A 24,115-nucleotide genomic window follows, 5' to 3' on the forward strand; every position below is an offset into this window, starting at 1 on the left:
AATAGTTGAATCTTGAATAATACAAAATTCAATTTTAATTATTTATTAAATACTTTTTGAAATTATATTAAGATAAAACAATTTTATATATGTTATTTTTCTTTTAAACTCTGACCATTAGTGGCTATAACCTCTTTATACCAATTAAAGCTTTTTTTCTTATATCTTTCTAAACTTCCACTTCCATCATCATTTCTATCTACATATATAAATCCATATCTCTTTTTAAGCTCAGCAGTTGATGCACTTACTAAATCTATACATCCCCATGTAGTATATCCCATAATTTCAACACCATCTTTAATAGCTTCAGAAACTTGAACTAAATGATCATTTAAATAATTTATTCTATAATCATCATTTACAGTTTTATTTCCATTTTCATCAGTTATCAGTTCATCAACTGCACCTAATCCATTTTCAACTATGAACAATGGTTTTTGGTATCTATCATACAGCATATTAAGAATATATCTTAAACCTTCTGGATCTATTTGCCATCCCCATTCTGAAGCTTCTAAATAATGATTTGATACACCTGCAAGAAGATTTCCTGCTCCTTTTTTATCTTTTTCTGGATTTGCTGTTGCACATGAACTCATGTAATAACTAAAAGAAATAAAATCCACTGTATTTTTTAGTATGTCTTTATCGCCATGTTCCATTTTTATTTCTATACCGTTTTCTTTAAAAAATCTATTCATATATCTTGGATATTCTCCTCTTGCATGAATATCTGCAAAGAAAAGATTTTGTCTATCTTGTTCCATTGCCTTAAGTACATCTCTTGGCATTGGAGTCAATGGGTAATTAGGTACTCCCAAAATCATGCAACCAATTTTAAATTCTGGATTTATTTCATGTCCAATCTTTACTGCTAATGCACTAGCAACCAATTCATGATGCATCGCTTGATATAAATCTTGTTTGCTTAACTTTTCTTTTGGTGTCCATATTCCTGCACTCATATATGGAAAATGTGATGCTGAATTAATTTCATTAAATGTTAGCCAATATTTTACTTTATCTTTATATCTAGTAAATATAGTTCTTGCATAGTTTTCAAAAAATCCTATAAGTTTTCTATTAATCCAACCGTTATAATTCTTAGAAAGTGCAAGAGGTGTTTCGTAATGTGAAATTGTAACTAACGGTTCAATTCCATATTTTAAACATTCATCAAATACTTTATCATAAAATTCTAAACCTTTTTCATTTGGTTCTTTATCATCACCATTTGGGAATATTCTTGACCATGCAATTGATAATCTAAAAGTCTTAAATCCCATTTCCGCAAATAATTTTATATCTTCATTATATCTATGGTAAAAATCAATACCTATAAGTTTCATATTATCTTCTGTTGGTTTATCCGTTATAGGTCCAATTACCCCTTTTGGTGCTATATCCTGAGTTGATAACCCTTTACCATCTTCATTATATGCTCCTTCACATTGATTCGCAGCCGTAGCTCCTCCCCATAAGAATCCATTTGGAAATTTAATTGACATAACTATTCCTCCTACACATTATATTTAATATTTTTTATATTTTATTTTCACTGTTTGCAAATAGCTTTTTTATCTAAATTTATTGACATTCATTCTTAGCTTAATTATTGAGATTATTTTATTGTTTTTATTAATTCATCATCAAATTTTACGTTTCTATCTATTAATGATAATACATCTTTATAATCATCTGAATTAGTAATAAGAACTGGTGTTATTACTTCGTAACCTTCTTGTTTAATAGCATCTATATCAAATTCAACTAATAATTCTCCAACTTTTACTTTATCGCCAGTTTTAATATGTGCTGTAAAATATTTTCCACCTAATTTTACTGTATCTAATCCTATGTGTATTAAAATTTCTGCACCATCATCTGATGTGATTCCTATAGCATGTTTAGTTTCAAACAATGCTGAGATCACCCCATTGACCGGTGATACTGTTCTACCTACACTTGGTATTATCGCCGCACCTTTTCCCATTATTTCTTGCGAAAATGTTGTATCATTAACCTGACTTAATGATACTGCTTTTCCTTCAATAGGTGCTAAAATTAATGATTCTTTTCTTTTAAGTGTTTCATTTATCTCTTTTTCTATATTTTCAATTTTATGATTTTTAAATTTTTCCAAATCTTCATCAGCCTCATTAGCTGGATCATCAAATCCAATTATCCATGTTAATATAAATGAAACTATCATAGCAATTGCTACAGTTATTAATGCATTGATAAAATTTGATCCATCATTTGGACTAATAAATTGAGCTATAGATACAAGAGCTGGTGCTGCAAGAACATATACTTTTAGTACTGATATTCCAGCATATAATCCTGCTATAGCACTTGCTATCATACTTGCAATTAAAGGTTTTTTATACTTTAAAGTAACACCATACAGTGCTGGTTCTGTAACTCCTGCAAGTAATGCTGAAATACTTGATGCACTTGCAACTTGTTTTAATTCTTTATTTTTTGATTTTAATGATACTGCTAAAGCTGCTGCACCTTGTGCTAAATTAGATGGTAACATTGCAACTAAAAACAATGTTTCATATCCTGGATTTGCAATTGCAGCTAATGAAATAGGTATAAAAGCCCAATGCATCCCAGTCATAACTATAAGTGGCATAAATGCAGCCATTAAAGGTAATGCAATCCATCCAGCTTTAGCTTGAATTTCATACATAATTGTTGCTAAACCTTGACCTGCTAAGTATCCAATAGGTCCTACAGCTATTAATGCTATTGGCATTGCAATAAGTAATATTAACATTGGTTTTAAAAAGTTTTTTGTAACAGATGGAGTAATTTTATCTACAAAATTTTCTACGTATTTCATTATCCAAGCCATCATTATTATAGGAATAACTGAGTATCCATAACTTGCTGAAGTAACTGGTAATCCTAAAAATGATACTTTATCCCCAGATGCAAGTAATTTTATAAAATCAGGATATAACATTACTCCTATAACTGCACCTAATGTGTACGGATTAATATCAAACTTTTTGGAAGTTGAAATAACTAATAACATTGGTAAAAAGTAAAATGCTGCATCTCCAAGTGCTGATAATATAGCATAAGCTTGGCTAATTTCTGATAACAGTCCAAATGTTGTCAATAAAATAATTAAAACTTTAATCATACCAGCACCAATAATAGCCGGCATAGTTGCAGACATACTACCTGATATTACATCTAACACTTTTGTTATAATATTTTGTTTTTCTTTTGGTGCTTCATTTCCGTTAATAGAATCACTGAAATTTCCAAGTTTTAATGTTTCTTTATAACACTTAGAGACATCATTTCCTATAATTACTTGGTACTGACCACCTTTTTTCATAATCCCCATGACACCTTTTATTTTTTTAACTTCTTCATCATTTACAATACCTTCATCTTTTAAGGTGAATCTTAGCCTTGTCATGCAATGCATAACGCTGTTTATATTATCTTCTCCACCCAATTTTTCTAATATATTTTTGGCTACCATTGAATAATCCATAATACAAATCCTCCATTTAAAATAAATTTTAATGAAGTAAAGCCTATAATACAGTTTCCTGTTTACAGTAACAACCTTGCATTTAATTAGTTTTACATATTTAGCAATTAAATAATCCCATTATTTGTTTTTTATTTGTAGAATATATTTCTTTTAAATGACTTTATTTTTATAAAAAAAATACCTAAAGAATGTAAAAGAGCACTTGTTTTACATTTCTTAGGTATAGCCTGCATTATCAGTAACAATCCTGTGTTTATTCAGTTTGTTTTGTAATTCTACTTATATGTACTGCTAAGTACATCATCTCTTCATCAGTAAGTTCATTGTTAAACTCACTCTTAATATATTTTTTAATCTTTTCTGCACAGTCATATGCTTCCTTATACTTTTCTCTCATTATTTCATAAAGATTTTTATCTTCATCTTTAATCTCTTTACCACTAAACATTCTTTGAGCAAAAAACTTTAAGTGAGTAATAAATCTTTCATAATGAAGTGAATATTCATCTAACTCTAAATTATAATGAAACTTTACTATGTTTAAAATATTTTGAATCATTTTAGTTACATCAATAGTTTCATCCATATTACTAGAATTTAATTGAGCATTTACAATATGTAATGCAATAGATGCTGCTTCATCTTCTGGTAAATCAACATTAAGTCTTTTTTTAATTATTTTAATCGCTTCTTTACCAATTAAAAATTCATGATTATAGAATCTCTTTATTTCCCACAACAATGCATTTTTAAATTCCAATCCTTGATTAATTCTTTCTATTGCAAAATTTATATGATCTGTTAATGATATATAAATATTATTATTAAGTTTCTTTCCAAGTGAATATCTTGCGTAAGAAACAATCTCATTAGTTGTTTGAATAACTTCTAAAGGAATGTCAGATAATAATTCTATTAATTTATTAGAGCAATTTTTATTTTCAAAAAAATAAATCTTTTCTATTTTACTTTGATCAATAATTTCTCCAATTTTTTTCTTAAATCCAAGTCCACAACCCATAACAAGAACTTCTTTATTGTTATCATCAAAAGCTCGGATTAAATTATTGTTTATTACCTTATCTATCTTCATGACTGTTCCCCTTTTTAATACACAATATAATTGCTTTATCAAACTTCTAATAATAAAATTGCTTAAAATCATATTTCATTATTAGGGTATAAAAAAAAGACCATACCACAAATAATACCAACACAATATCATTTATAAAGCGGTAAAGCCTGCATAACCAGTAACAATCCTTTTGTTTATATGATAAGGATATCATAATATTTTTAGAGTGTCAATAATTTATATCTTAAAAATAAATCTCTAACAGCAAAATACCTTAAATAGCGCTTTTAGAGCACTATTTAAGGTATCTAAAATCTAATATATTGCATCGGTAATAACTCCAAATGAAGATGCCTTTATCAATGGATTTCCTATTAGATTCATTATCTTAAAATTTTAAAGAATAACTTTTTCTTTAAAATTTTCTAATCCAATTCGCTCTATAAAGGATCCTAATTTTTCTCCTGCTTCTGCATTTTCTTTGTAATAATCAAATATATTATCTACTACTTTTAATGCTTCTTCTTCACTTATGTCTTTAACAATAACATCTGCAATTCTTGGATTATATCCTGCTGATCCACCTGCACATACTATAAATCCAGTTTTATCTGCAATTACTCCAACATCTTTGCTATAAACACTTCCACAAGCATTTCTACATCCTGCAACTCCAATTTTAGTTCTGCAAGGCATCTCCATCCAAGTATACTTTTTAGAAAGCTTCATTCCGATTCCAATGGTATTATATTTTTCTCTTTTACAAAAACCTGCAGGGCACATCTCAACATTTTTAACAGAATTAGCACTTTTTACAGCAGGTTCCATACCAAGTTCTTCCCATATCTTAGGTAAATCTTCTTTTTCTAAATTTGTTATTAATATTCTTTGTCCTGATGTAATTTTCAATACACCTTTATATTTCTTAGCTACATCTATTATCTTTTGCATTGTTTCTATAGTTACAAATCCACCTGGTATATGTGGAGTTATACCATATGTTCTCTTACCATTTCTTATTTTTTGAAGGTTACCATAATCCATATACTCTCTCTCCTTTCCATATCTAATTTAGATATATTGTGCACTCTATTTTTTTATATTAAAACTATATTTTAAATATGTATTGATATATGCAATAGGTACAGTGCTATTGTAATTAACATATTTAAATTCTGTCCAAATTTGCTTATGCATATATCAATCCGCTACTAAACATATCCAACAATTAATTAAGTGCTTTTAGTAAATCCTCAAGGTTTAATCCATGAACATTAGCTGCATCTTCAAGACTTTCAGCTTGAGCTGATGGACATCCAACACATCCCATTCCAAAACTCATCAAAATTTCTGGTGCATTTTCCTTTATTCTTATTATTTCTCCTACTGTCATATCTTTAGTTATCATAATTTTTCTCCTCTTTATATTAAATTTATTTGATTTGTTTTCATTTTTAATTTCTATAGTCTTATTTATATTTTGCAATAAATTAATATCTAATTCTCTTAATTTAAAATACAATACATTTTTAAATATTCTATATTCTAATTCGTAGCATTTAAATTACTTATTCCATGTAAGTAATTATATAATAAAGTCTATATAAATTAAGTAACATATGTTACACAATATTTTTTAATTTCATATTTGAGTTTTCTTTTTTAAAGTTTATCTTTTTATTATATAAACTTCAAACCTACGTCACTTAATATAGCAGTATATAACCGTTAAAAAAATCATTTTAATAAATATATAAAAAGTAAAAAAGCGAACATATAACTATATAATTATCATATGTCCACTTATTATATTACAAGATTATAAAAAATATTTTAATTTTATTTACCATTTTATGTATTTTTTATGTTGGATATTTATATAAAATAATTAGCTATTTAATAATAAATTTAAATCTATATACATCCCAAATTACTTTTGTACTATTCTTACTATATGTATAGTTAAATATAATAATTCTTCATTAGAGATTTCTTTGTTTAACACCTTTTTAACATAATCTCCAATTAACCTAGCACACTTAACTTCTTTTGGATATTCTTTTATCATTTGTTCAAAAATAAAGTTTTCCTTAGATTCAATCATTCTATCATCTAATAAACGCTGAACAAAAAATTGAAGGTGAGTTAAAAATCTCGAATAATTAAGTGAATCTTTATCAATAGTTATTCCAAAATTGTATTGAATTATATTAAAAATATCCTTTAACATACGTATTGTTAACATTGTGTTTTGCATTTCTGCCTCATCAGTTTGTGCATTAACAACATGAAATGCAATATTTCCAGCTTCTTCTTCTGGAAGCTTTACTTTAAGTTTATCATTAATATATCCAACTGCATACTTTCCTATTTCAAATTCTTTTGGATAAAATTTTTTAAGTTCCCACAATAAGCGATTTTGTATAGTTATGTTCTTTTCATATCTAGTAAGAGCGTAAGATATATGATCTACTAATGTAATAAAAATTTGATCATTTAACTTTCCACCTAGCTTTTCATTAGCATAACCAATAATATCATTAGTTATTTCAATGTATTCACTAGGCGTTTCTTCTATAAGTTTTACATATTCTCTTGTATCAGTTTCATTTTTTAACACAAATATCTTTTCTATTTTTTCTGTGTCTAATTCTTCTCCTGCCTTACGTTTAAATCCGATCCCTTTTCCCATAACAACAATTTCTTTATCATTTTCGTCTCTTGCTAAAATAAGACTATTGTTCATCACTTTAATTATTTGCATCTTATTCACCCTCAATATCAATTATTTATTTATAAAGGTTTATAACTTTTCTCCATTGGTGTTTATAACATTCTTATACCAATTAAAGCTTTTTTTCTTTATTCTTCTTAAGTCTTTTAAATCAAATTCGTCCCTATTAACATATATAAAACCATAACGTTTGCCATATCCTTGATGAGTACTTACAACATCAAGTGCAGACCATGGGCAATATCCCATAACTTCTACTCCATCATTAATAGCTAACTTTAATTGTTCTAAATGCTTTCTAATATAATTAATTCTATAATCATCATTTATAGTTTCATTTTCTTCTAATTTATCTGGTGCACCAATTCCATTTTCAGTAATTAAAATAGGTAAATCATATCTTTCGCTTACTTTTCTTAAAGTCATTCTAAGACCTATCGGATCAACAACCCATCCATACTTTGTTTTATCTACATAAGGATTTTCAGCTGCACGATATACACCTTGTTCACCTAACATTATTTGTTGGTCCCCTGCTCTTGCTGATATATCAGATGCATCACCTTTACTTGCAGCTATTGTTGCTGTTGAATAATAATTTATTGCTATAAAATCTGATTTAGCATTTTTCATTATTTCCATATCACCATCTTCTATAATAGGTTCCAACCCTCTATCTACTAAATAACTCCAAGCTAGTTTATTATATTTACCTCTAACTGCCATGTCTAAAAAACTCCAACAACGAATAGTTTCCCAATTGTGGGCTGCAATAGCATCTAGCGGATTACATGTTTCTCCATACATTGCTGTTGTATTAAGTGCTGGACCTATTTTGCCACCTGGACACATTTTATGGCATAATTCCATTACTTTTGCTTGAGCTAAAAGCATATGATGATTTTGCTGATATAACTCTTTTTTACTAGGTAACGTTCCTCCCTTTGGAATACCTATTGCACCTGGATGAAGTATCATTGTATTTTGTTCATTTATTGTTAACCAATACTTTACCTTTGATCCAAATCTCTCAAATAACACTTTGGCATATTTAGAAAAAGCATCTATAGTATCTCTATTACTCCAACCACCTTTTTCCTCTAATACATATGGTAAATCGAAATGAAACATTGTAGCTACTGGTTCTATATTATATTTATTTAGCTCATCTATAAGATCATTGTAAAACTTTATTCCCTTTTCATTAACTTCACCAGTTCCTTGTGGAATAATTCTAGTCCATGCTATAGAAAAACGATAAGCCTTTAACCCCATTTCTGAAAATAGCTTCACATCTTCTTTAAATCTATGATAATGATCACTAGCAATTTTAAAGTCTGCTGTTCCTTCTGGATGATCACACATATCTATAACGGATAATCCTTTTCCATCTTCATTCCAAGCTCCCTCTACTTGATAAGCTGATGTAGATCCACCCCATAAAAAGTTTTCAGGAAATCCTTTTATATTATTATATATCATATTAGCTCAACCTTTCATCATAATATTTTAAGTGTGAAATCAGACTTTGATACTTTTTCAAAGTCTGATTTTTTAATATTATCTACTCTGTAATTTTTATAATTTTTTCTCCAAAAGTCACTTCTTTTTCTTCTTCTCCTAATATGTCTGAGTATTTATCCGAATTACAAATAACTATTGGAGTCACAATATCATAACCTAATTTTTTAATTTCTTCTATATCAAAACTTATTAATTCATCTCCAACCTTAACTCTATCTCCACTCTTAACAAATGATTCATAATGTTTTCCTTCAAGATTTACAGTATCAAGGCCTACATGAATTAAAATTTCAGTTCCATTATCACTTTCTATTGCAACTGCATGTTTTGATGCAAGTACAGTTTGAACTACTCCTGATACAGGTGAAACTACATTTCCTTTATTAGGTACTATTGCCATTCCTTTACCAAGAAGTTCTCCTGAGAATACATCATCATTAACTTTGCTTAATGGAATTAATTTTCCTGAAAGAGGACTAGCTATTTCCATTGAACCATTCATTTCTACTTTATTTTCACTTTTTGCTTCAGTACTAGTAGTTTCCTCTACTTGTGCTTCATCTTCATCTATTGGATCTTCAAAACCTATGATCCAAGTTAATGCAAAAGTAACACCAAAGGCAATTGCACAAGTAATTAAAGCATGAACTATATTCATTGGATTTTCACCTATAAATGCTGGAAGTGCTGCAAGTCCTGGTGAAACAAAAGCATAACGTACAAGTCCTGAAAGTCCTGCATATATACCAGCACAACCTCCACCTATCATAGCTGCTATTAATGGTTTTTTAAGTTTTAAAGTAACTCCATAAAGTGATGGTTCTGTTATACCTAATAATGCTGTTATACCTGATGAAGCTGCAAGTTGTTTTAAATTTTTATTTTTACTTTTAACAGCAACACATACAGTAGCTGCACCTTGTGCTATATTTGATGCTAACATACCAGGTCCATTTATCATTTCTGCCCCATTGCTAGTCAATTGCATTGTTGCAATTGGCGTCATTGCCCATGCTGTTCCAGTTACAACAAGGAAAGGTTGTAATGCTCCCATAAGTAATGGTATTAACCAGCTAGCTTTTCCATTAATAAATTCTGCTCCTGCTGCTACTAAATCGTTTAAATATGTGCCAAAAGGTCCTATTGCGATTAAAGCAAGTGGTGCTGTAAGTAATAAAATTATTAAAGGTTTAGTAAAGAATTTTATAATTGATGGTGATACTTTTTCTGCAAATCTTTCTATGTAAGACATTGCCCATACAGTAATAATAATTGGTAATACTGAACCTGCGTAATCAGTTAATCTTACAGGCATTCCCATAAAATGTACTGCTTCTCCAGATTCCATAAGTGCTCCTAAATTAGGATGTAATAATACTCCTGCAAGTGTCATAGCTAATATTGGACTACATTCAAATTTTATAGCTGCACCATATGCAAGTAATACTGGCATAAAGAAGAATGCTGCATCTGCAATAGTATTTAAAATATAATATGTTTGACTATCATCTGTTAATATACCTGTTAATGTTAAAATAGCTAATACTGCTTTTATCATACCAGCTCCAGTGATTGCTGGAATCATAGGCGTAAATGTTGTTGATATAACACTTATAAAACGAGAAACTATACTTTCTTTTTCTACATTTTCTTTGTTTGATTTATTTTTTGAACTTTCAAGAGTTCCTGTTTCATTAAGTATAACTCTATAGGCGGTTTGTACATCATTTCCAATAACAACTTGGAATTGTCCACCCTTATTAACTACACTTATAACTCCTGGTAGTTTTTCAATCTTTTCAACTTGAACTTTTGACATATCATTAAATTCAAATCTAAGTCTAGTTGCACAATGTGTAAGCTTGTTTACATTTTTTGCTCCACCTACAAGTTCTAATACTTGAAGTCCTACTTTTTTATAATCCATAATTCTTCTCCTCCGTTTTTTAGAATAAAAAAAGACCAAAATAAAATGTATTTCTTAATTAAAAGAAATGCATTTTTATTTCGGTCTTGCCTGCTTTACCAGTAACATGCCTTAACAAAAATGTGTTAAAACCTATGTAATCTTTTACTTTAGTACATAATATCATATATTTTTTATATATTCAACATGTTTTTTAATATAAATATTATTGTATTAATATATAATTTTAATTATTATGGATAAGCTAATATAGTAACATTTTTCTATAAAATATTATGAGCAAATTATAGAAGGAGGATATGTATGAAAAAGGAAACTCTTTACTCAAACAACAACATTACTAATTCTGATCCTGCATCATCTAACTACGCTAAAAATGTAAATGAAAAAAGTCATGAAGAAAGTCCTTATGGTGATAATGAACCCTCTCCTCATACAACTTATAAATAACTATTGTAAAAAGTGATTTTAATTACTAAATTAGAAACTTTGTATTTAATATCTAGAGATATATTTTCTTAGTTTAAGATTTTTCACAGGGTATTTTAATATCTTGTGAAAAATCTCTTTTCTAAATTTTCATAACAAAATTGAAATAATCCTCAATCTATATCATATGTTTTTTTTATTATAAAACTCTAAAGATAAAGTTATTTTGCTCACTTGAAAAATACCCCAAATTGTACTATACTAAAAATAATTAATTATATTGTTTGATTTTTGCCGCCGGGTAAATATGATTTTACAAACATTCGCATTTCATACCATTAGGCCATTGAAGGTATGAATTTGGGGATGTTTTTTATTTGGAAGGATTGATTTAATGAAACAAAATGCTTTATATCTCACATTTACAAAATTTATCACTTTAAATATTATTGGAATGTTAGCTCTTTCTTGCTATATACTTGCAGATACCTATTTTATTTCAAATGGGCTTGGTACAAATGGACTAGCATCTCTTAATCTTGCTATTTCTATATACAGTTTTATTCATGCTACAGGATTAATGATAGGAATTGGTGGAGCTACAAAATTTACAATACTAAAAACTCAAAGTGAACATAACAAGGCAAATGAAGTTTTTACTCATTGTATAATTTTAAGTGTTGTCATCGGAATGTTTTTTGTTCTTACAGGCATTTTCAATTCTGAAGTCATAAGTCGTTTGCTTGGTGCTAATAAAGAAACATTTACTATGACTAACACCTACTTGAAAACTATTCTTTGCTTTTCTCCTTGCTTTATTTTGAATAATGTTCTAATCGCTTTTATACGTAATGATAATTCCCCTAGGCTTGCAATGACAGGTATGATGCTAGGTAGTTTTTCTAATATTATTCTTGATTATATTTTTATCTTTCCGTTAAACCTTGGAATGTTTGGAGCAGCTTTTGCAACAGGACTTGCACCTATAATTAGTATATTATTATTATCACTACATTTTATTAAAAAGAAAAATCAATTTCATATTCAAAAATGTAAGATTGATTTACTGATATTTAAAAATATCAGCAGTCTTGGAATATCTTCATTCATAACAGAAATATCATCAGGAATTGTCCTAATAATATTTAATATCGTTATTTTAAGTCTTACAGATAATATAGGTGTTGCAGCATATGGAATTGTAGCAAATTTATCGATTGTGGCTGTAGGGATGTTTACTGGAATAGCACAAGGAATGCAACCACTTGTCAGCAATAGCTATGGAATGAAAAACAATTTACAGTTAAGACAATTATTAAAGTATGGAATTATTTTATCACTATCTATTTCAGTATTAATTTATATAATAGTAAACCTATTTTCAAGTGAATTAATTTCATTTTTTAATAGTGAGAACAATTTACTTCTGAAATATTATGCAACAAATGGACTTCTACTTTACTTTATTGGATTTGTTTTTGCAGGAGTTAATATTGTTATAATTTCATTTTTAAGTTCTATTGAAAATCCTAAAGTAGCCTTTATTATCTCCTTAATAAGAGGAGTTATAGCTATTGTTCCATTGGTTATTGTACTGTCCTCTTTTTTTGGTATAACCGGTATATGGCTTGTCTTTCCAAGCGCTGAGGCAATAACTACAATCATAGCTGTAATTTTGTTGAAAAATTCAAAAGTAACCTTTGCACAAAACAGACAAATAACTTCTATTCAGTAATTTCTTGATATTTTTCAAATGAACAAGCTTTTTTGTATATAAAAACTGCATGATTAACTTTTTACGTTTAATCAAGCAGTTTTTGATTTTACTAATAAGTGAACAAGCAAAATTTATTATAATTCCCATTATCATTATATTAATTAGTATCTTTTTATTTTTTATAAAAGCTAATCCTTATTTGAAATCTTTAACAAACTTATTAACACTAATATTTTCAGAATTTATATTTGGTGGAATAATAATAAAAATAAATTTTAAGCAAATACTAATAGTGAAAACTTTATTAAAGGAGAGATAATTTATGGCTAGTAGAACAGGCATAGTTAAATGGTTCAATGCTGAAAAAGGATATGGCTTTATTTCATGTGATGAAGGAGATGACGTTTTTGCACATCACTCACAAATTAAAGAAAATGGTCCTGAAAAGGACTTACATGAGGGTGAAAGTGTAACCTTTGATGTACAAGATGGTGAAAAAGGTCCAATGGCAACAAATATACAAAAATTATAAACAGATTTAAAGATGATTCTATTTTAAATACTCTATTTTTAAATAGAGTATTTAGATTATATTTATAAAAATAAATTCAATTGTTTATTTTTATTTATTATATTTTTCTATAAATAATTATGCTTAATAAGCTGTAGAGACTTCTCTGCAGCTTATTATTTTTTAACAAATAATTCAACGAGGTATTTTATGGTAGGAATATGTATAACTTCCCACCAACTATTAGTATGAAATTTGTTTATAAAACAGTTTAACTAAAAATTGGTGGGTAAATTCATAAAATTTTTTATGCTAAAATATTAACATTCACTTGAAACATAGTCTAAACTAAAGATTTTCTATTAAAAGCTTTTTCCCAATCTTTTATAAAATTATCAACACTCCAGTCAGTCATTGGATGTTCTATTAATTTATCAAAAATATCTTTTCCAACTGTAACAGAATGACCACCTAGCTTACTTATTTCATGTACTTGTTGAACATTTTTAAATGATGCAGCTAAAACTTTAGTGGCTAAATTATATTCTTTTATCATATTTATTAAGCAGCCAACAACCCCTACACCATCACCGCTTAAATTATCAATTCTATTTACATAAGGAGCTATATAATCTGCACCTGCAACTGATGCCATTAATCCTTGTTGAGCTGTAAATATAGCTGTAGCAGTTATATTAAAACCTTTTGTCTTAAGAATTTTTATAGCTTTAATTCCCTCTTTTGTTACTGGAATCTTAATATATAAGTTTCCTCCTATATTTTCTTTTAAATACTCTGCATCTTTAATCATACCTTCAGTTGAAAGAGAAATTACTTGTGCATGTATCATTGTTTCTTCCCCAACAATAGTACGAATTTCTTTTAATAAACTTATTGGATCTTTGTTTTCCTTTGAAAGAATTGTTGGATTTGTTGTCACTCCACTAAGTGGATAATACTCCATTGCATCCTTAATTTCTTCAATATTTGCTGTATCTATCATATATATCATAATTAATTCCTCCTAAAATGTTTCTTCTGTCCTTGATATTATATCTTCTTGAGTAGTTTGATCTAAAGTTACAAATTGAGCACAGTAACCAGCTACTCTAACAATTACATCTCGATACTTTTCAGGGTCCTTTTGGGCTTCTCTTAAAGTCTTAGTGTCTATTACATTGAATTGTATATGCCATCCTTTCATTGAAACAAAAGATTTTATAAGATTAATAAACTTTGTAAATTGGTCATCTCCAACTAATAAGTTAGGTGAGAATTTCATATTTAATAATTGTCCCCCAGTTATTAATATAGTAGGTAACTTAGTTATTGATTTTAAAACAGAAGTTGGTCCTTCTATATCTGATCCTTGTACTGGAGATGCTCCTTCTGCTGATGGAGTCCATGCAAGTCTTCCATCTGGAGTAGCCCCTGTTACACATCCCATTGGTACATTAGAAGATATTCCTGATGTTGAAAGTCCATAAATTCCTCCAATAGGTCCTCTTCCATATCTTGTTGTTTTATATTTTGATATTTCATTTATATAAGTTTGGTAAACATTTCTTGCCATGTTATCAACACAATCTACGTCATTTCCATACTTAGGTGAAGAAAATAATATTTTTTTTACTTTAATTCCTTCTAAACCTTCAAAATTATTTTTTAATGCATTCATCACTTCTTCTTTAGAAAGTATATTTTTATCAAAAATAATATCCTTTAAAGCGAATAATGAATTTGTTGCATTTGCTAATCCAACTTGAAGTCCAGCAACTATATCATAAATACTTCCGCCTTCTTTAATAGGCTTTCCTCTACCTATACAATCATCTACCAATGATGAACAGAATATATCTGGGAATTCTTCAAGATTTGTATCTGCAATTTTATCTAATGCAACGGTTAATTTTGTGTAATAAGCTATGTTCTTTTCCCACGCAGCCCATAATTCTTCAAAATTATTAAAACTTAATAAATCCCTATTTCCAGTAAGCAATGTTTCACCTGTTCTTTCATCATATCCATCATTTAAAGTTAGCTCTACTGCTTTTATCATATTTAAAAAACTCATACCAGTACATCTATAACCCCATTTTCCAGGAACTGCAACTTCCACACATCCTACCATTGTATAGTTATATGCATCCTTGTAATTAACACCTTTATTTAATAATGATTGCACTATTATTTCATCAGTATGAAGTGCTGGCATTCCAAATCCTGTTTTTATAACATTTGCACATTCCCTTATAAATCTCGCACTACTATTAGAGAAAAGTCTTGCTGAAAGATTTGGTTGAGTTAATTTCATTTCTCCAACAGATTGCAATATTAAATAACTTAAAGAATTTGTACAATCTTCTCCAAGTTCATTACATCCTCCAATTGTTACGTTTTGATAAGTTGGATATCCTGCTCCATACCCTGCATGAGATGTTGGACGAATTTTTAATATTGAAAATAACTTTATCCATAAGCATTGTAATAATTCTTTCACAAAATCTTCTGTCAAAGTTCCATTTTCTATTCCTTCTTTATAATAAGGATATAGATATTGATCAACACGACCTAATGAAGCAGAGTGACCATTACTTTCTATTTGTATTACTAAATGTACAAACCAAATCATTTGAACAGCTTCATAAAAATTTTTCGGAGCTTCTTTTGGTATTCTTGAACATATATCTGATATTAATAATAATTCATTTTTCCTATTTATATCTTTTTCTGCAAGTGCTAATTTTTTAGCAAGCTCACTATATCTTAATCCAAAGTTTATAATAGCTTTATTTATAATTATTACTGATTCTAAAAAGGATTTCTTTTTGAACCCATCATTTTCACTTATATCAACTTTTTCTAAAGCTTCTTCTGCTTCTTTTATTATTCCAGAAAGTCCTAAGTTTAAAGCTTTTTCAAAATCTGGAACTATATGACCATCTCCTGAAGTCATGTTTCCTTCTCCATGTATTACCTTAACATTAATGGCCTTTTTTATTTCTTCTGGCATTATCCCATAACATTTATCTTTTAATGTTTTGCCTTTCCAGTACTGAACTATTTCTAAAAGTTCATCTATATTTTTTTCATTTATATAGAAGTTATCCCCTTCTCTTTTATTAAAATTGCCATATTCTTTTAATTCATCTTCTATCCATTGAACAGCGTATTCAGGGAATATTGGTGCAGTTCTTTCATCAGAGCTTTGATTACCAACTATAAGTTCACCATCTTTAATATAAATACTCATATTTTCTAAAGTTTTTTCTACAGCCTTAGCTCTCTTTATATATATTGGCTTATCTTCATTTTCCTTATAAGCTTCAGTAAAATATCTAGCTCTTTCAATACAAATAGAAGGAGTTTTGTTAAGTATATACTCTCTTAATTTCTTTATTCTTTCACTTTTAATTATATAATCCATCATCTTACTAACCTCCAATAATACATTTAATATTACTTTTTTCAATAATTTCTTTTAAACATTCAATTTTATCCTTATTAAGCGTTTTCATATCATTAAGATCATATTTTCTGTTTAATTGATTATATTTTTCCTTACCTAATGAGTGATAAGGTAATAAATGAATTTCTCTTATTCTATTTTTTAAAGCTAAATCAATAACTTTTTTTATATTTTCTTCACCATCATTAAAACTAGGGATTAAAGGAATCCTTATAATTATATTGTTATGAACTTTACTTAAGCTTTCTAAATTTTTAATTATTAAAGAATTATCCACACCTATAAATTTTTTATGAAATTCATTATTAGTATTTTTAATATCAAACATAACTAAATCACAAAATTTCGATAAATTTAAAAGAGTTTCAGTCTCTCCAAATCCACTTGTTTCAATTGCTGTATTAATATAATTTTCCTTGCATTTTTTAAGTAAATCTAATGCAAAATCTCCATTGCTTAATACTTCTCCACCTGATAATGTAACTCCGCCTCCAGATTTAGAATAAAAAATTTCATCTTTAATAACTTCTTTAAATACCTCATCTATAATCATTTCTTTTGCAACTAAGTTCAAAGCATTTGTAGGGCAAATATCTGTACATTTACCACAACTATTACATTTATCTCTATGAATTTTTATTAAATCATCTTCAAATGAGAGTGCATTTTTGTCACAACTTTTTATACAACTTCCACAACTAATACATTTTTTCTTGTTATAATATAGTTCATTTTTTTTACTTTGAGTTTCAGGATTACTACACCATATGCATTTTAATGGGCAGCCTTTAAAGAAAACTACTGTTCTAATTCCAGGTCCATCATGGGTAGCATATTTTTCAATATTACAAATAAGTGCTTTTTCCATAATTCATATTTAGTGAGATATATAACTTAATGAATAAGTACTCACTAAACTTCACCCCCTTTAATCAGTATTGTTTGTTATTATTTATTATTTTTTGTTATCATTTGATTACATTTTAATCTTATTTTTTATGTTTGTCAATATTCAAAGTATTATTTAGTTTTATTTGTTATCATTTTGGGTTATAATAATAATTAATTATTATGTTATGTAAATTTTTTAATATATGACTAATAACTTATATATGTAAAATCCATTATCCATTAGTATTTACTGTTATAAACTTAAAGATGCTATACATTGATAAAATTCATGGTCATATTAATTTACTTTAAAACTTGGAAATGCAAATAAAGTAACTGTTTTATATTTTAAATACTAAAAATTATCTGTTTTATTTAAGGAAGGAAATAACAAAATGTTTCAAGAAGAAAGATTACAAGAAATAATAGATATAGTTAATAAAGAAGGAAAAGTTTTTGTTAAAAATCTTAGTGAAAAGTTTGATGTATCTAATGGAATGATACGTAAAGATCTTCAAAAATTAGAAAGTCTAGGCAAGCTAACAAGAACCTATGGAGGCGCAATAGCAAATAATGAAATTAAAAAAACTCTAAATATTGATACTAGAATGCATAAAAATATTGAAAATAAACATATAATTGCAAAGAAAGCATTTAATATAATAAAAGATTCTGATACATTATTTTTTGATATCTCTAGCATAAATTTTTTATTAGCAGAGTTAATTGCAAATAGTTATAAAAAAATAACCCTAATAACAAATATGTCATCTATCCCTGAATTATTTAAAACTAATTCTAACTGTAAATTAATCCTTATTGGTGGAATTTATAATAAAGAATTAGGTGGAACAGTTGGTTCAGAAACTATTAGCACATTAAAAAAGTATCGATTTGATAAAGCCTTCATCGGAAGTTCAGGCATAAATTTAGAAAATGGAGATATTTATAATTTTGATTTAGAAGAAGGTAATACAAAACAAGTAATAATTAATTCAAGTAATAATTCATATATATTAATGGAAAATGAAAAATTTTATTCTCATGGTATATATACTTTTTCAAATCTAAATGACATTAATGGAATAGTTACAGATAAAATTCCAAATAGAAATATACTAAAAATATTAAAAAATTTTAATGTTGAATTATATAATTAAATTTTTAGCTATGTTTTAAATGAATGCTGATATTATCAGTATAAACAGAGTTCTTAGTCTCAATCAAAGTTTGTCTTAGGACGAGAGTTAGAAAGCATTATCCATGAGCATGTAGCCATTATGAAATTACAGACACTAGCTATCAAATAAAGCTTATGGACAGAGAAATTTACTTAAGATTTAATGACAAAGTCAATTCATTTAAATTTTTGTTAATATCTTATAGATTGTATTAAAAATATATTTTCAAAAAAGAACCTACTGAAATAGCCCATTTATAGTCTATTTAGTAGGTTTTATTTTATATATTATAACAAGTAAAAGTAAAAACATTGGTTCTTTTAACACTTCTAAAATTTTCAGAAAAAAGTTTTCTTTTTTTTCAGGAATCAATTGGTTTTTACCATGTTTTTCTTGAGCTTTTTTTGCTTCTTCTTTTGTTAAGCCCATAAATTCATTTAACTTTTTTTGTTCTGTCATAAAAGTTACCTCCATTTTATTCTTAAAATATTTAAGAATTTTTGTTTGATAGCTCTATGGCAATGCATTTAAGATCTTATTATCAGCTATTGTTCCAAAGAATAAAAAAATACCCGTAGAACAATATACTGTCCCACAGGTATTAAATATCCTGTTGCCACTATTATGGCCCGGCTCCATAATAAAATCATTTATCGGCCTGATCAGTTTGTACTGTAGATTAATATGCAGTGCAAAGAGATTTTAAGTTATTATACGTATTATTTTAAATAAATGCTACTATTTTATTTAAATTACTGCTGTAATATTATGCCGATTTTTATAAAAATAAATATTTATATTTTATTTATATTATTACAATATACTTCAATTGCTTCACTAAAGAAGTTAGCTAATCCTGATTTAGTTTGATTAATAAAGTTTGTAAATCTCTCATCATAAACATACATTTGTCCTAGGCCTCTAAATATCTCTAGTGTACAATTATAAAAATTATTAGTAATATATTCTCTCCATTCTTCAATTACATCTTGAACTTCTGAAGATTCTTTTGGTTTATCAATTAATTTTGATAACTTTTCAAATATTAAATTTCCAGATTCCATAATATTGTTCCAATCTTCTTTTGTATATTTTGATGTTTTTATTTCACTTTCCTTATAGGCTTTCGAATCACCATACTTTTCTCTAGCTTCTTTTGCATATTTACTCTTATAGTTTTCTATTTCAGATATATCAAATCCATTAAACATTTCCTTTTTATTCATTTCTTTTCCTCCATCAATTGAATTTATAGTTTTTTCAACTGTATCTATTATTTTTTCAAGTCTCTCTTTTTTCTGTAATAATAAATTTTTATGATTATTTAATGCATGCTTTCTATCAAATCCTGGATTTTCCATAATGTTTTTTATCTCTTTTAAACTAAAATCAAGTTCTTTAAAAAAGAGGATCTGCTGCAATTTTTCAAGGTCTTTTTCTGTATAAAGTCTATACCCCGCGGTAGTTATAGTATTTGGTTTTAATAATCCAACTTGGTCATAATAGTGGAGTGTTCGTACGCTTACTCCTACTATATTAGCAACCTCTTTTACTTTATAAGAAATAAAATCATCCCCTAATTGTTTAGTGCTTATTTCTACATATTTATAATAAACTATTACGGAACGTTATAGTCAATGCATTATTTTAAAAATTATAGCTTTTCAATTGATAAATTCTAAAGATTTTTTTCTTTATTGTCTATTGTTAAGTTTCAAAATGCTAATCCAACTAAATATGACTATAAATACAATACATGAAATCATAAATGCAATTATACTACATACCATACTACTTTCGGGATTATTTGAACACATTCCTATTGAAAATAAAGAATAAGGAAAGTATAATCCATATCCTTTTGCATTAATTGCAAGCCCCATAATTCCACCAATTAAAGAGATACCTATAGGTACAGCAAAACTTCGTATAGTAAGTGATAATACAAGTTGAATAGATACAATTGCAGCACTTGCTATAAGGCCTAAAAATATCCACAAAAACATTTCTTTAGGCACTCCAGTATTAAAATTAACTATCTTCCCAGAAATATAAAATAATACTCCAACAAAAATTTGTGTTAAACATAGCATTTTCATAACTGTAATAAACTTTGATAAATAAATATTACTAATCTTAGTTGGTACTGTCATAACCATATTCCAATTATTATTCATATGTTCTAATCTACATATATAAGCACAGTAAACCCCTATTAATAAAGGAAAACAAAAATAGCAATAAAATAATGTATGTTGTGTCCAAAGACTATACCATTGATTTGTTAATATTTCTGTATTATTTAAATAATTTAATGTTCCCATAAAAGCTGAAATGCATGGTATTACAATAAATGCTATCCATACAGGAGAATTATGTAGTTTTAATTGTTCTGCCTTTAATGTACGTAAAAACATATTTAAATCTCCTTCCTTTTAAAAATTTCTTTTCCTGCTATATACAATAAAATAAATATCCCAATAAGTATTGCAAATTCTGTTAGTGGAATAGATATCCAATATAAATTAACTATTCTTGTTTTTATATCCCAATCCATTTTAACTGGTGATAATAAACCGTAATACCCCCATAAAACTAATCTAGCTATTGTTTTTGAAAAAAATAATGAAAATAACCCTAAAAGCGCTCCCCCTATTGCTATAACAAGTCCAATCATTTGGTTTATAAAAATTAAAGAAAATATAAGTTGCAGTAACAATAGTGTTAGATTAATTATCAAAGTATAATAACTGATATACCCTATAGGAAAATTTCCACTAAACCCCTTTAACTTTGCAAAGAAAATTATTATTCCAACTTGTAAAATTGCAATAATTATCATATAAAATTCACCACATAAGAATTTTGCCATGAATATTTTATTATCTGAAATAATAGTTTTTAATAACTTAATAGTATTTCCTTTATGCTCAATATCACTTAAGCGCGAGGCTATAACTCCAATTACTATTGGCATCATGATACAGTTAAGTTGTGAAAATGAATATATAGAATACATCCATCCTTGTGACAATTTATGAACATCCATATGTCTCATTGCCCATAAAGCCCACATAAATTGTACCCCTATCATTATAGCTACAGTAAGTCCAACTTTTCTGTGACGTATTTTATAAAATTCCATAGAAAGTGCTGTTATCATAAACTCACCGACTTTCCTGTTAACTCTAAGAAAATATCTTCTAAACTTTTTTGTCGTTCTTCTATACGAGTAACCTTAATTTGATTTTCATAAAATAATTGATTACATTTTATAATAAATGAATCAGATGTTTGTGGTAATAATAAATAATCACTTTCCTCCTCACAAAAAATATTCTTCATGCTTAATATACTTCTAGCCTTTGTATTATCTAAAGTTTTAATTGCAATTTTATTTTTGTTCTTTTCATGCAGTGCTTCAAGATTATCTTGAAAAATCAGTTCCCCATTATTAATAATTCCAACATCTGTTGCCATTTGGTCAATTTCACTTAATAAATGGCTAGAGACTACAACTGTCATATCATATTTTTTAGGAAGAGAACAAATTAATTCTCTCATTTCTTGTATTCCGGCTGGATCAAGACCATTTGTTGGTTCATCTAAAATAAGTAGTTTAGGGAAATTAATTAATGCAGAAGCAAGACCTAACCTTTGTTTCATTCCTAAAGAATATTGATTTACTTTTTTGTTTTTTGCATTTTCTAAACGAACAATTTCTAGTACTTTTTTTATATTTTTTTCTGGTACATTGCGTAATGTTTGAATAATTCTTAAGTTTTCTTCTCCTGTTAAATGCCCATAATAGCTAGGAGATTCAATAAGGCTCCCTACATTTTTTAAAATATCTAACCTGTTTTTATCATTTGAATATTTATCAAACACAGTTATTTTACCTTTTGTTTGTTTAACAAGTCCTAAAATCATTTTTAATGTTGTAGATTTTCCAGCACCATTAGGTCCTAAAAATCCATAGATAGCCCCCTTTGGTATTTTTAAATCAAGATCTTTAACTCTAAATACATTCCCGTATTTTTTACAAAGATTATTTGTAGTAATTATATGTTCCATATTTAAAAGCTCCTTTCAATATATCTAGGTTCTTTTAAAATATAAAACACTCACCTTACACTTTAATGAAGCTTACCTTACAATTACATTAAGCTTTTTATAATATAATTTTTGTTAGTTAAATATTCATGTATACTATTATTAGTATATTTTAGGTATATAAAAAATTAACAGCTAAATATTCTTGTCTTTTATTTACCTTATTTAAAATTTATTATGATTTTTCATTACACTTTAAGTAAGTATTGATATTCTAGTATAAAGGTGAACTGGCATTATACTAGAATATCAATACTATTTTAAAAGATATACTGATTATTTATTTAGAAAGGCTAGGTAATTTATTATGGACAACATTAAAGATTGCAAAATATTAATTATAGATGATGAACTTCCCCTATTAGAAATGGTTAAAAATATTTTATTAAAAGAAGGGTTTCACGAGGTGCTTACAGCATCAAGCTGTAATATGGCTATAGAGCAGTTTAAAAAAATAAATCCTCATGTGATTATTTTAGATGTAATGCTACCTGATGGAGATGGGTTTTCTCTTATGCAACAATTTCGTGAAACTTCTATGATTCCTATACTTTTTTTATCAGCTAGAGATGAAGATGAAAATAGACTGCTAGGGCTTGGGCTTGGTGCTGATGATTATATTACTAAGCCTTTTTTACCTAGAGAATTAATTCTTAGACTTAGCATTATTCTTAAAAGAACTTATTTTCCTTCAGTAATAAAACCAAATAAAAAACCGACTTTTTATTTGGGAGATAGATTTGTAGATATGAATAGCGGAACTATAAAAACATCAAAAAAAGAATTAACACTTACAGCTAAAGAATATACTCTCCTTGATAAGTTGTATGTTAATAAGGGAAATATTGTTACTATTGATGCTTTATGTAGAGCTGCTTGGGATGATAATTTATTTGGATATGAAAATACTTTAATGGTTCATATAAGACGATTAAGAGAAAAAATAGAACCAGAGCCTTCTCGCCCAAAATATCTTTTAACAGTAAGAGGGCTTGGATACAAGCTTATATTGGAGTAA

Annotated in this window: 20 protein-coding genes, 1 pseudogene and 1 riboswitch; of the genes and pseudogenes, 5 read left to right on the forward strand and 16 right to left on the reverse strand. The window is 27.5% G+C overall.

The genetic code is table 11. From position 1 onward, the window contains the following. Positions 1 to 92: 92 nt before the first annotated feature. The 8 genes from RYM86_RS00980 to RYM86_RS01015 all read right to left on the reverse strand — a co-directional run bounded on the left by RYM86_RS00980 (position 93) and on the right by RYM86_RS01015 (position 10,786). Positions 93 to 1,511 carry a glycoside hydrolase family 1 protein gene (locus RYM86_RS00980; RefSeq protein ID WP_315076611.1) on the reverse strand — a complete coding sequence of 473 codons (1,419 nt, stop codon included), beginning with the start codon at positions 1,509 to 1,511 and terminating at the stop codon, positions 93 to 95. Positions 1,512 to 1,624: 113 nt separating this feature from the next. Continuing rightward, positions 1,625 to 3,523 (reverse strand): beta-glucoside-specific PTS transporter subunit IIABC, encoded by a 1,899-nt coding sequence (locus RYM86_RS00985; protein ID WP_315076613.1) that lies wholly within the window; start codon positions 3,521 to 3,523, stop codon positions 1,625 to 1,627. Positions 3,524 to 3,779: 256 nt separating this feature from the next. Further along, positions 3,780 to 4,619 carry a BglG family transcription antiterminator LicT gene (gene licT, locus RYM86_RS00990; RefSeq protein ID WP_315076617.1) on the reverse strand — a complete coding sequence of 280 codons (840 nt, stop codon included), beginning with the start codon at positions 4,617 to 4,619 and terminating at the stop codon, positions 3,780 to 3,782. A gap of 378 nt (positions 4,620 to 4,997) precedes the next feature. After that, entirely contained in the window at positions 4,998 to 5,645 is a 648-nt protein-coding gene (locus tag RYM86_RS00995) for an NAD(P)/FAD-dependent oxidoreductase (protein ID WP_315076620.1), read from the reverse strand. 184 nt (positions 5,646 to 5,829) lie between these two features. Beyond that, the gene (locus RYM86_RS01000) at positions 5,830 to 6,009 is read right to left on the reverse strand and encodes a DUF1858 domain-containing protein (protein ID WP_315076623.1); all 180 of its coding nucleotides are present in this window, start codon (positions 6,007 to 6,009) and stop codon (positions 5,830 to 5,832) included. Between the two features lie 522 nt (positions 6,010 to 6,531). Next, the gene (gene licT / locus RYM86_RS01005; RefSeq protein ID WP_315076626.1) at positions 6,532 to 7,365 is read right to left on the reverse strand and encodes a BglG family transcription antiterminator LicT; all 834 of its coding nucleotides are present in this window, start codon (positions 7,363 to 7,365) and stop codon (positions 6,532 to 6,534) included. A 39-nt stretch (positions 7,366 to 7,404) separates the two neighbouring features. Further along, positions 7,405 to 8,817: a glycoside hydrolase family 1 protein gene (locus RYM86_RS01010; protein ID WP_315076628.1), complete on the reverse strand. Its 1,413-nt coding sequence runs from the start codon at positions 8,815 to 8,817 to the stop codon at positions 7,405 to 7,407. Positions 8,818 to 8,899: 82 nt separating this feature from the next. Continuing rightward, positions 8,900 to 10,786, reverse strand: a complete 1,887-nt coding sequence (locus RYM86_RS01015; RefSeq protein ID WP_315076631.1) for a beta-glucoside-specific PTS transporter subunit IIABC — start codon at positions 10,784 to 10,786, stop codon at positions 8,900 to 8,902. A gap of 303 nt (positions 10,787 to 11,089) precedes the next feature. Between RYM86_RS01015 and RYM86_RS01020 the strand changes: the two genes are divergently transcribed. From RYM86_RS01020 to RYM86_RS01030, 3 genes are all read left to right on the forward strand, one after another. Next, the gene (locus tag RYM86_RS01020; protein ID WP_315076634.1) at positions 11,090 to 11,236 is read left to right on the forward strand and encodes a hypothetical protein; all 147 of its coding nucleotides are present in this window, start codon (positions 11,090 to 11,092) and stop codon (positions 11,234 to 11,236) included. A 373-nt stretch (positions 11,237 to 11,609) separates the two neighbouring features. Beyond that, entirely contained in the window at positions 11,610 to 12,950 is a 1,341-nt protein-coding gene (locus RYM86_RS01025; RefSeq protein WP_315076637.1) for an MATE family efflux transporter, read from the forward strand. Positions 12,951 to 13,254: 304 nt separating this feature from the next. Then, positions 13,255 to 13,464 (forward strand): cold shock domain-containing protein, encoded by a 210-nt coding sequence (locus RYM86_RS01030; RefSeq protein WP_315076639.1) that lies wholly within the window; start codon positions 13,255 to 13,257, stop codon positions 13,462 to 13,464. Positions 13,465 to 13,786: 322 nt separating this feature from the next. Here the strand turns inward: RYM86_RS01030 and RYM86_RS01035 are convergent, their stop codons facing one another. Genes RYM86_RS01035 through RYM86_RS01045 form a run of 3 tightly spaced genes read right to left on the reverse strand, consistent with a single transcriptional unit; the run spans position 13,787 to position 17,780 of the window. Further along, entirely contained in the window at positions 13,787 to 14,455 is a 669-nt protein-coding gene (locus tag RYM86_RS01035; protein ID WP_315076642.1) for a fructose-6-phosphate aldolase, read from the reverse strand. 12 nt (positions 14,456 to 14,467) lie between these two features. Continuing rightward, the gene (locus tag RYM86_RS01040) at positions 14,468 to 16,873 is read right to left on the reverse strand and encodes a glycyl radical protein (protein WP_315076644.1); all 2,406 of its coding nucleotides are present in this window, start codon (positions 16,871 to 16,873) and stop codon (positions 14,468 to 14,470) included. 4 nt (positions 16,874 to 16,877) lie between these two features. Beyond that, complete coding sequence (locus RYM86_RS01045) at positions 16,878 to 17,780, reverse strand: glycyl-radical enzyme activating protein (protein ID WP_315076645.1); 903 nt, start codon at positions 17,778 to 17,780, stop codon at positions 16,878 to 16,880. A 418-nt stretch (positions 17,781 to 18,198) separates the two neighbouring features. On the opposite strand from RYM86_RS01045, the gene RYM86_RS01050 reads away from it, so the two are divergent. Then, entirely contained in the window at positions 18,199 to 18,963 is a 765-nt protein-coding gene (locus RYM86_RS01050; protein WP_315076647.1) for a DeoR/GlpR family DNA-binding transcription regulator, read from the forward strand. A gap of 312 nt (positions 18,964 to 19,275) precedes the next feature. Here the strand turns inward: RYM86_RS01050 and RYM86_RS01055 are convergent. From RYM86_RS01055 to RYM86_RS01075, 5 genes and pseudogenes are all read right to left on the reverse strand, one after another. Further along, positions 19,276 to 19,443: pseudogene (locus RYM86_RS01055) on the reverse strand (cation-transporting P-type ATPase); the annotation flags it as partial. A 126-nt stretch (positions 19,444 to 19,569) separates the two neighbouring features. Then, positions 19,570 to 19,660, reverse strand: a riboswitch (NiCo riboswitch). Positions 19,661 to 19,778: 118 nt separating this feature from the next. After that, positions 19,779 to 20,549 carry a MerR family transcriptional regulator gene (locus tag RYM86_RS01060; protein ID WP_315076750.1) on the reverse strand — a complete coding sequence of 257 codons (771 nt, stop codon included), beginning with the start codon at positions 20,547 to 20,549 and terminating at the stop codon, positions 19,779 to 19,781. 129 nt (positions 20,550 to 20,678) lie between these two features. Then, positions 20,679 to 21,401 carry an ABC transporter permease gene (locus RYM86_RS01065; protein ID WP_315076650.1) on the reverse strand — a complete coding sequence of 241 codons (723 nt, stop codon included), beginning with the start codon at positions 21,399 to 21,401 and terminating at the stop codon, positions 20,679 to 20,681. Positions 21,402 to 21,403: 2 nt separating this feature from the next. After that, positions 21,404 to 22,129: an ABC transporter permease gene (locus RYM86_RS01070; protein WP_315076651.1), complete on the reverse strand. Its 726-nt coding sequence runs from the start codon at positions 22,127 to 22,129 to the stop codon at positions 21,404 to 21,406. 14 nt (positions 22,130 to 22,143) lie between these two features. Further along, positions 22,144 to 23,058, reverse strand: coding sequence for an ABC transporter ATP-binding protein (locus RYM86_RS01075; RefSeq protein WP_315076653.1), 915 nt, complete (start codon positions 23,056 to 23,058; stop codon positions 22,144 to 22,146). A 346-nt stretch (positions 23,059 to 23,404) separates the two neighbouring features. Here RYM86_RS01075 and RYM86_RS01080 point away from each other — a divergent pair, with 346 nt between their 5' ends. Then, positions 23,405 to 24,115 (forward strand): response regulator transcription factor, encoded by a 711-nt coding sequence (locus RYM86_RS01080; protein ID WP_315076656.1) that lies wholly within the window; start codon positions 23,405 to 23,407, stop codon positions 24,113 to 24,115.

It is taken from the genome of uncultured Clostridium sp. (assembly GCF_963527835.1).
Taxonomy (GTDB): Bacteria; Bacillota; Clostridia; order Clostridiales; family Clostridiaceae; genus Clostridium.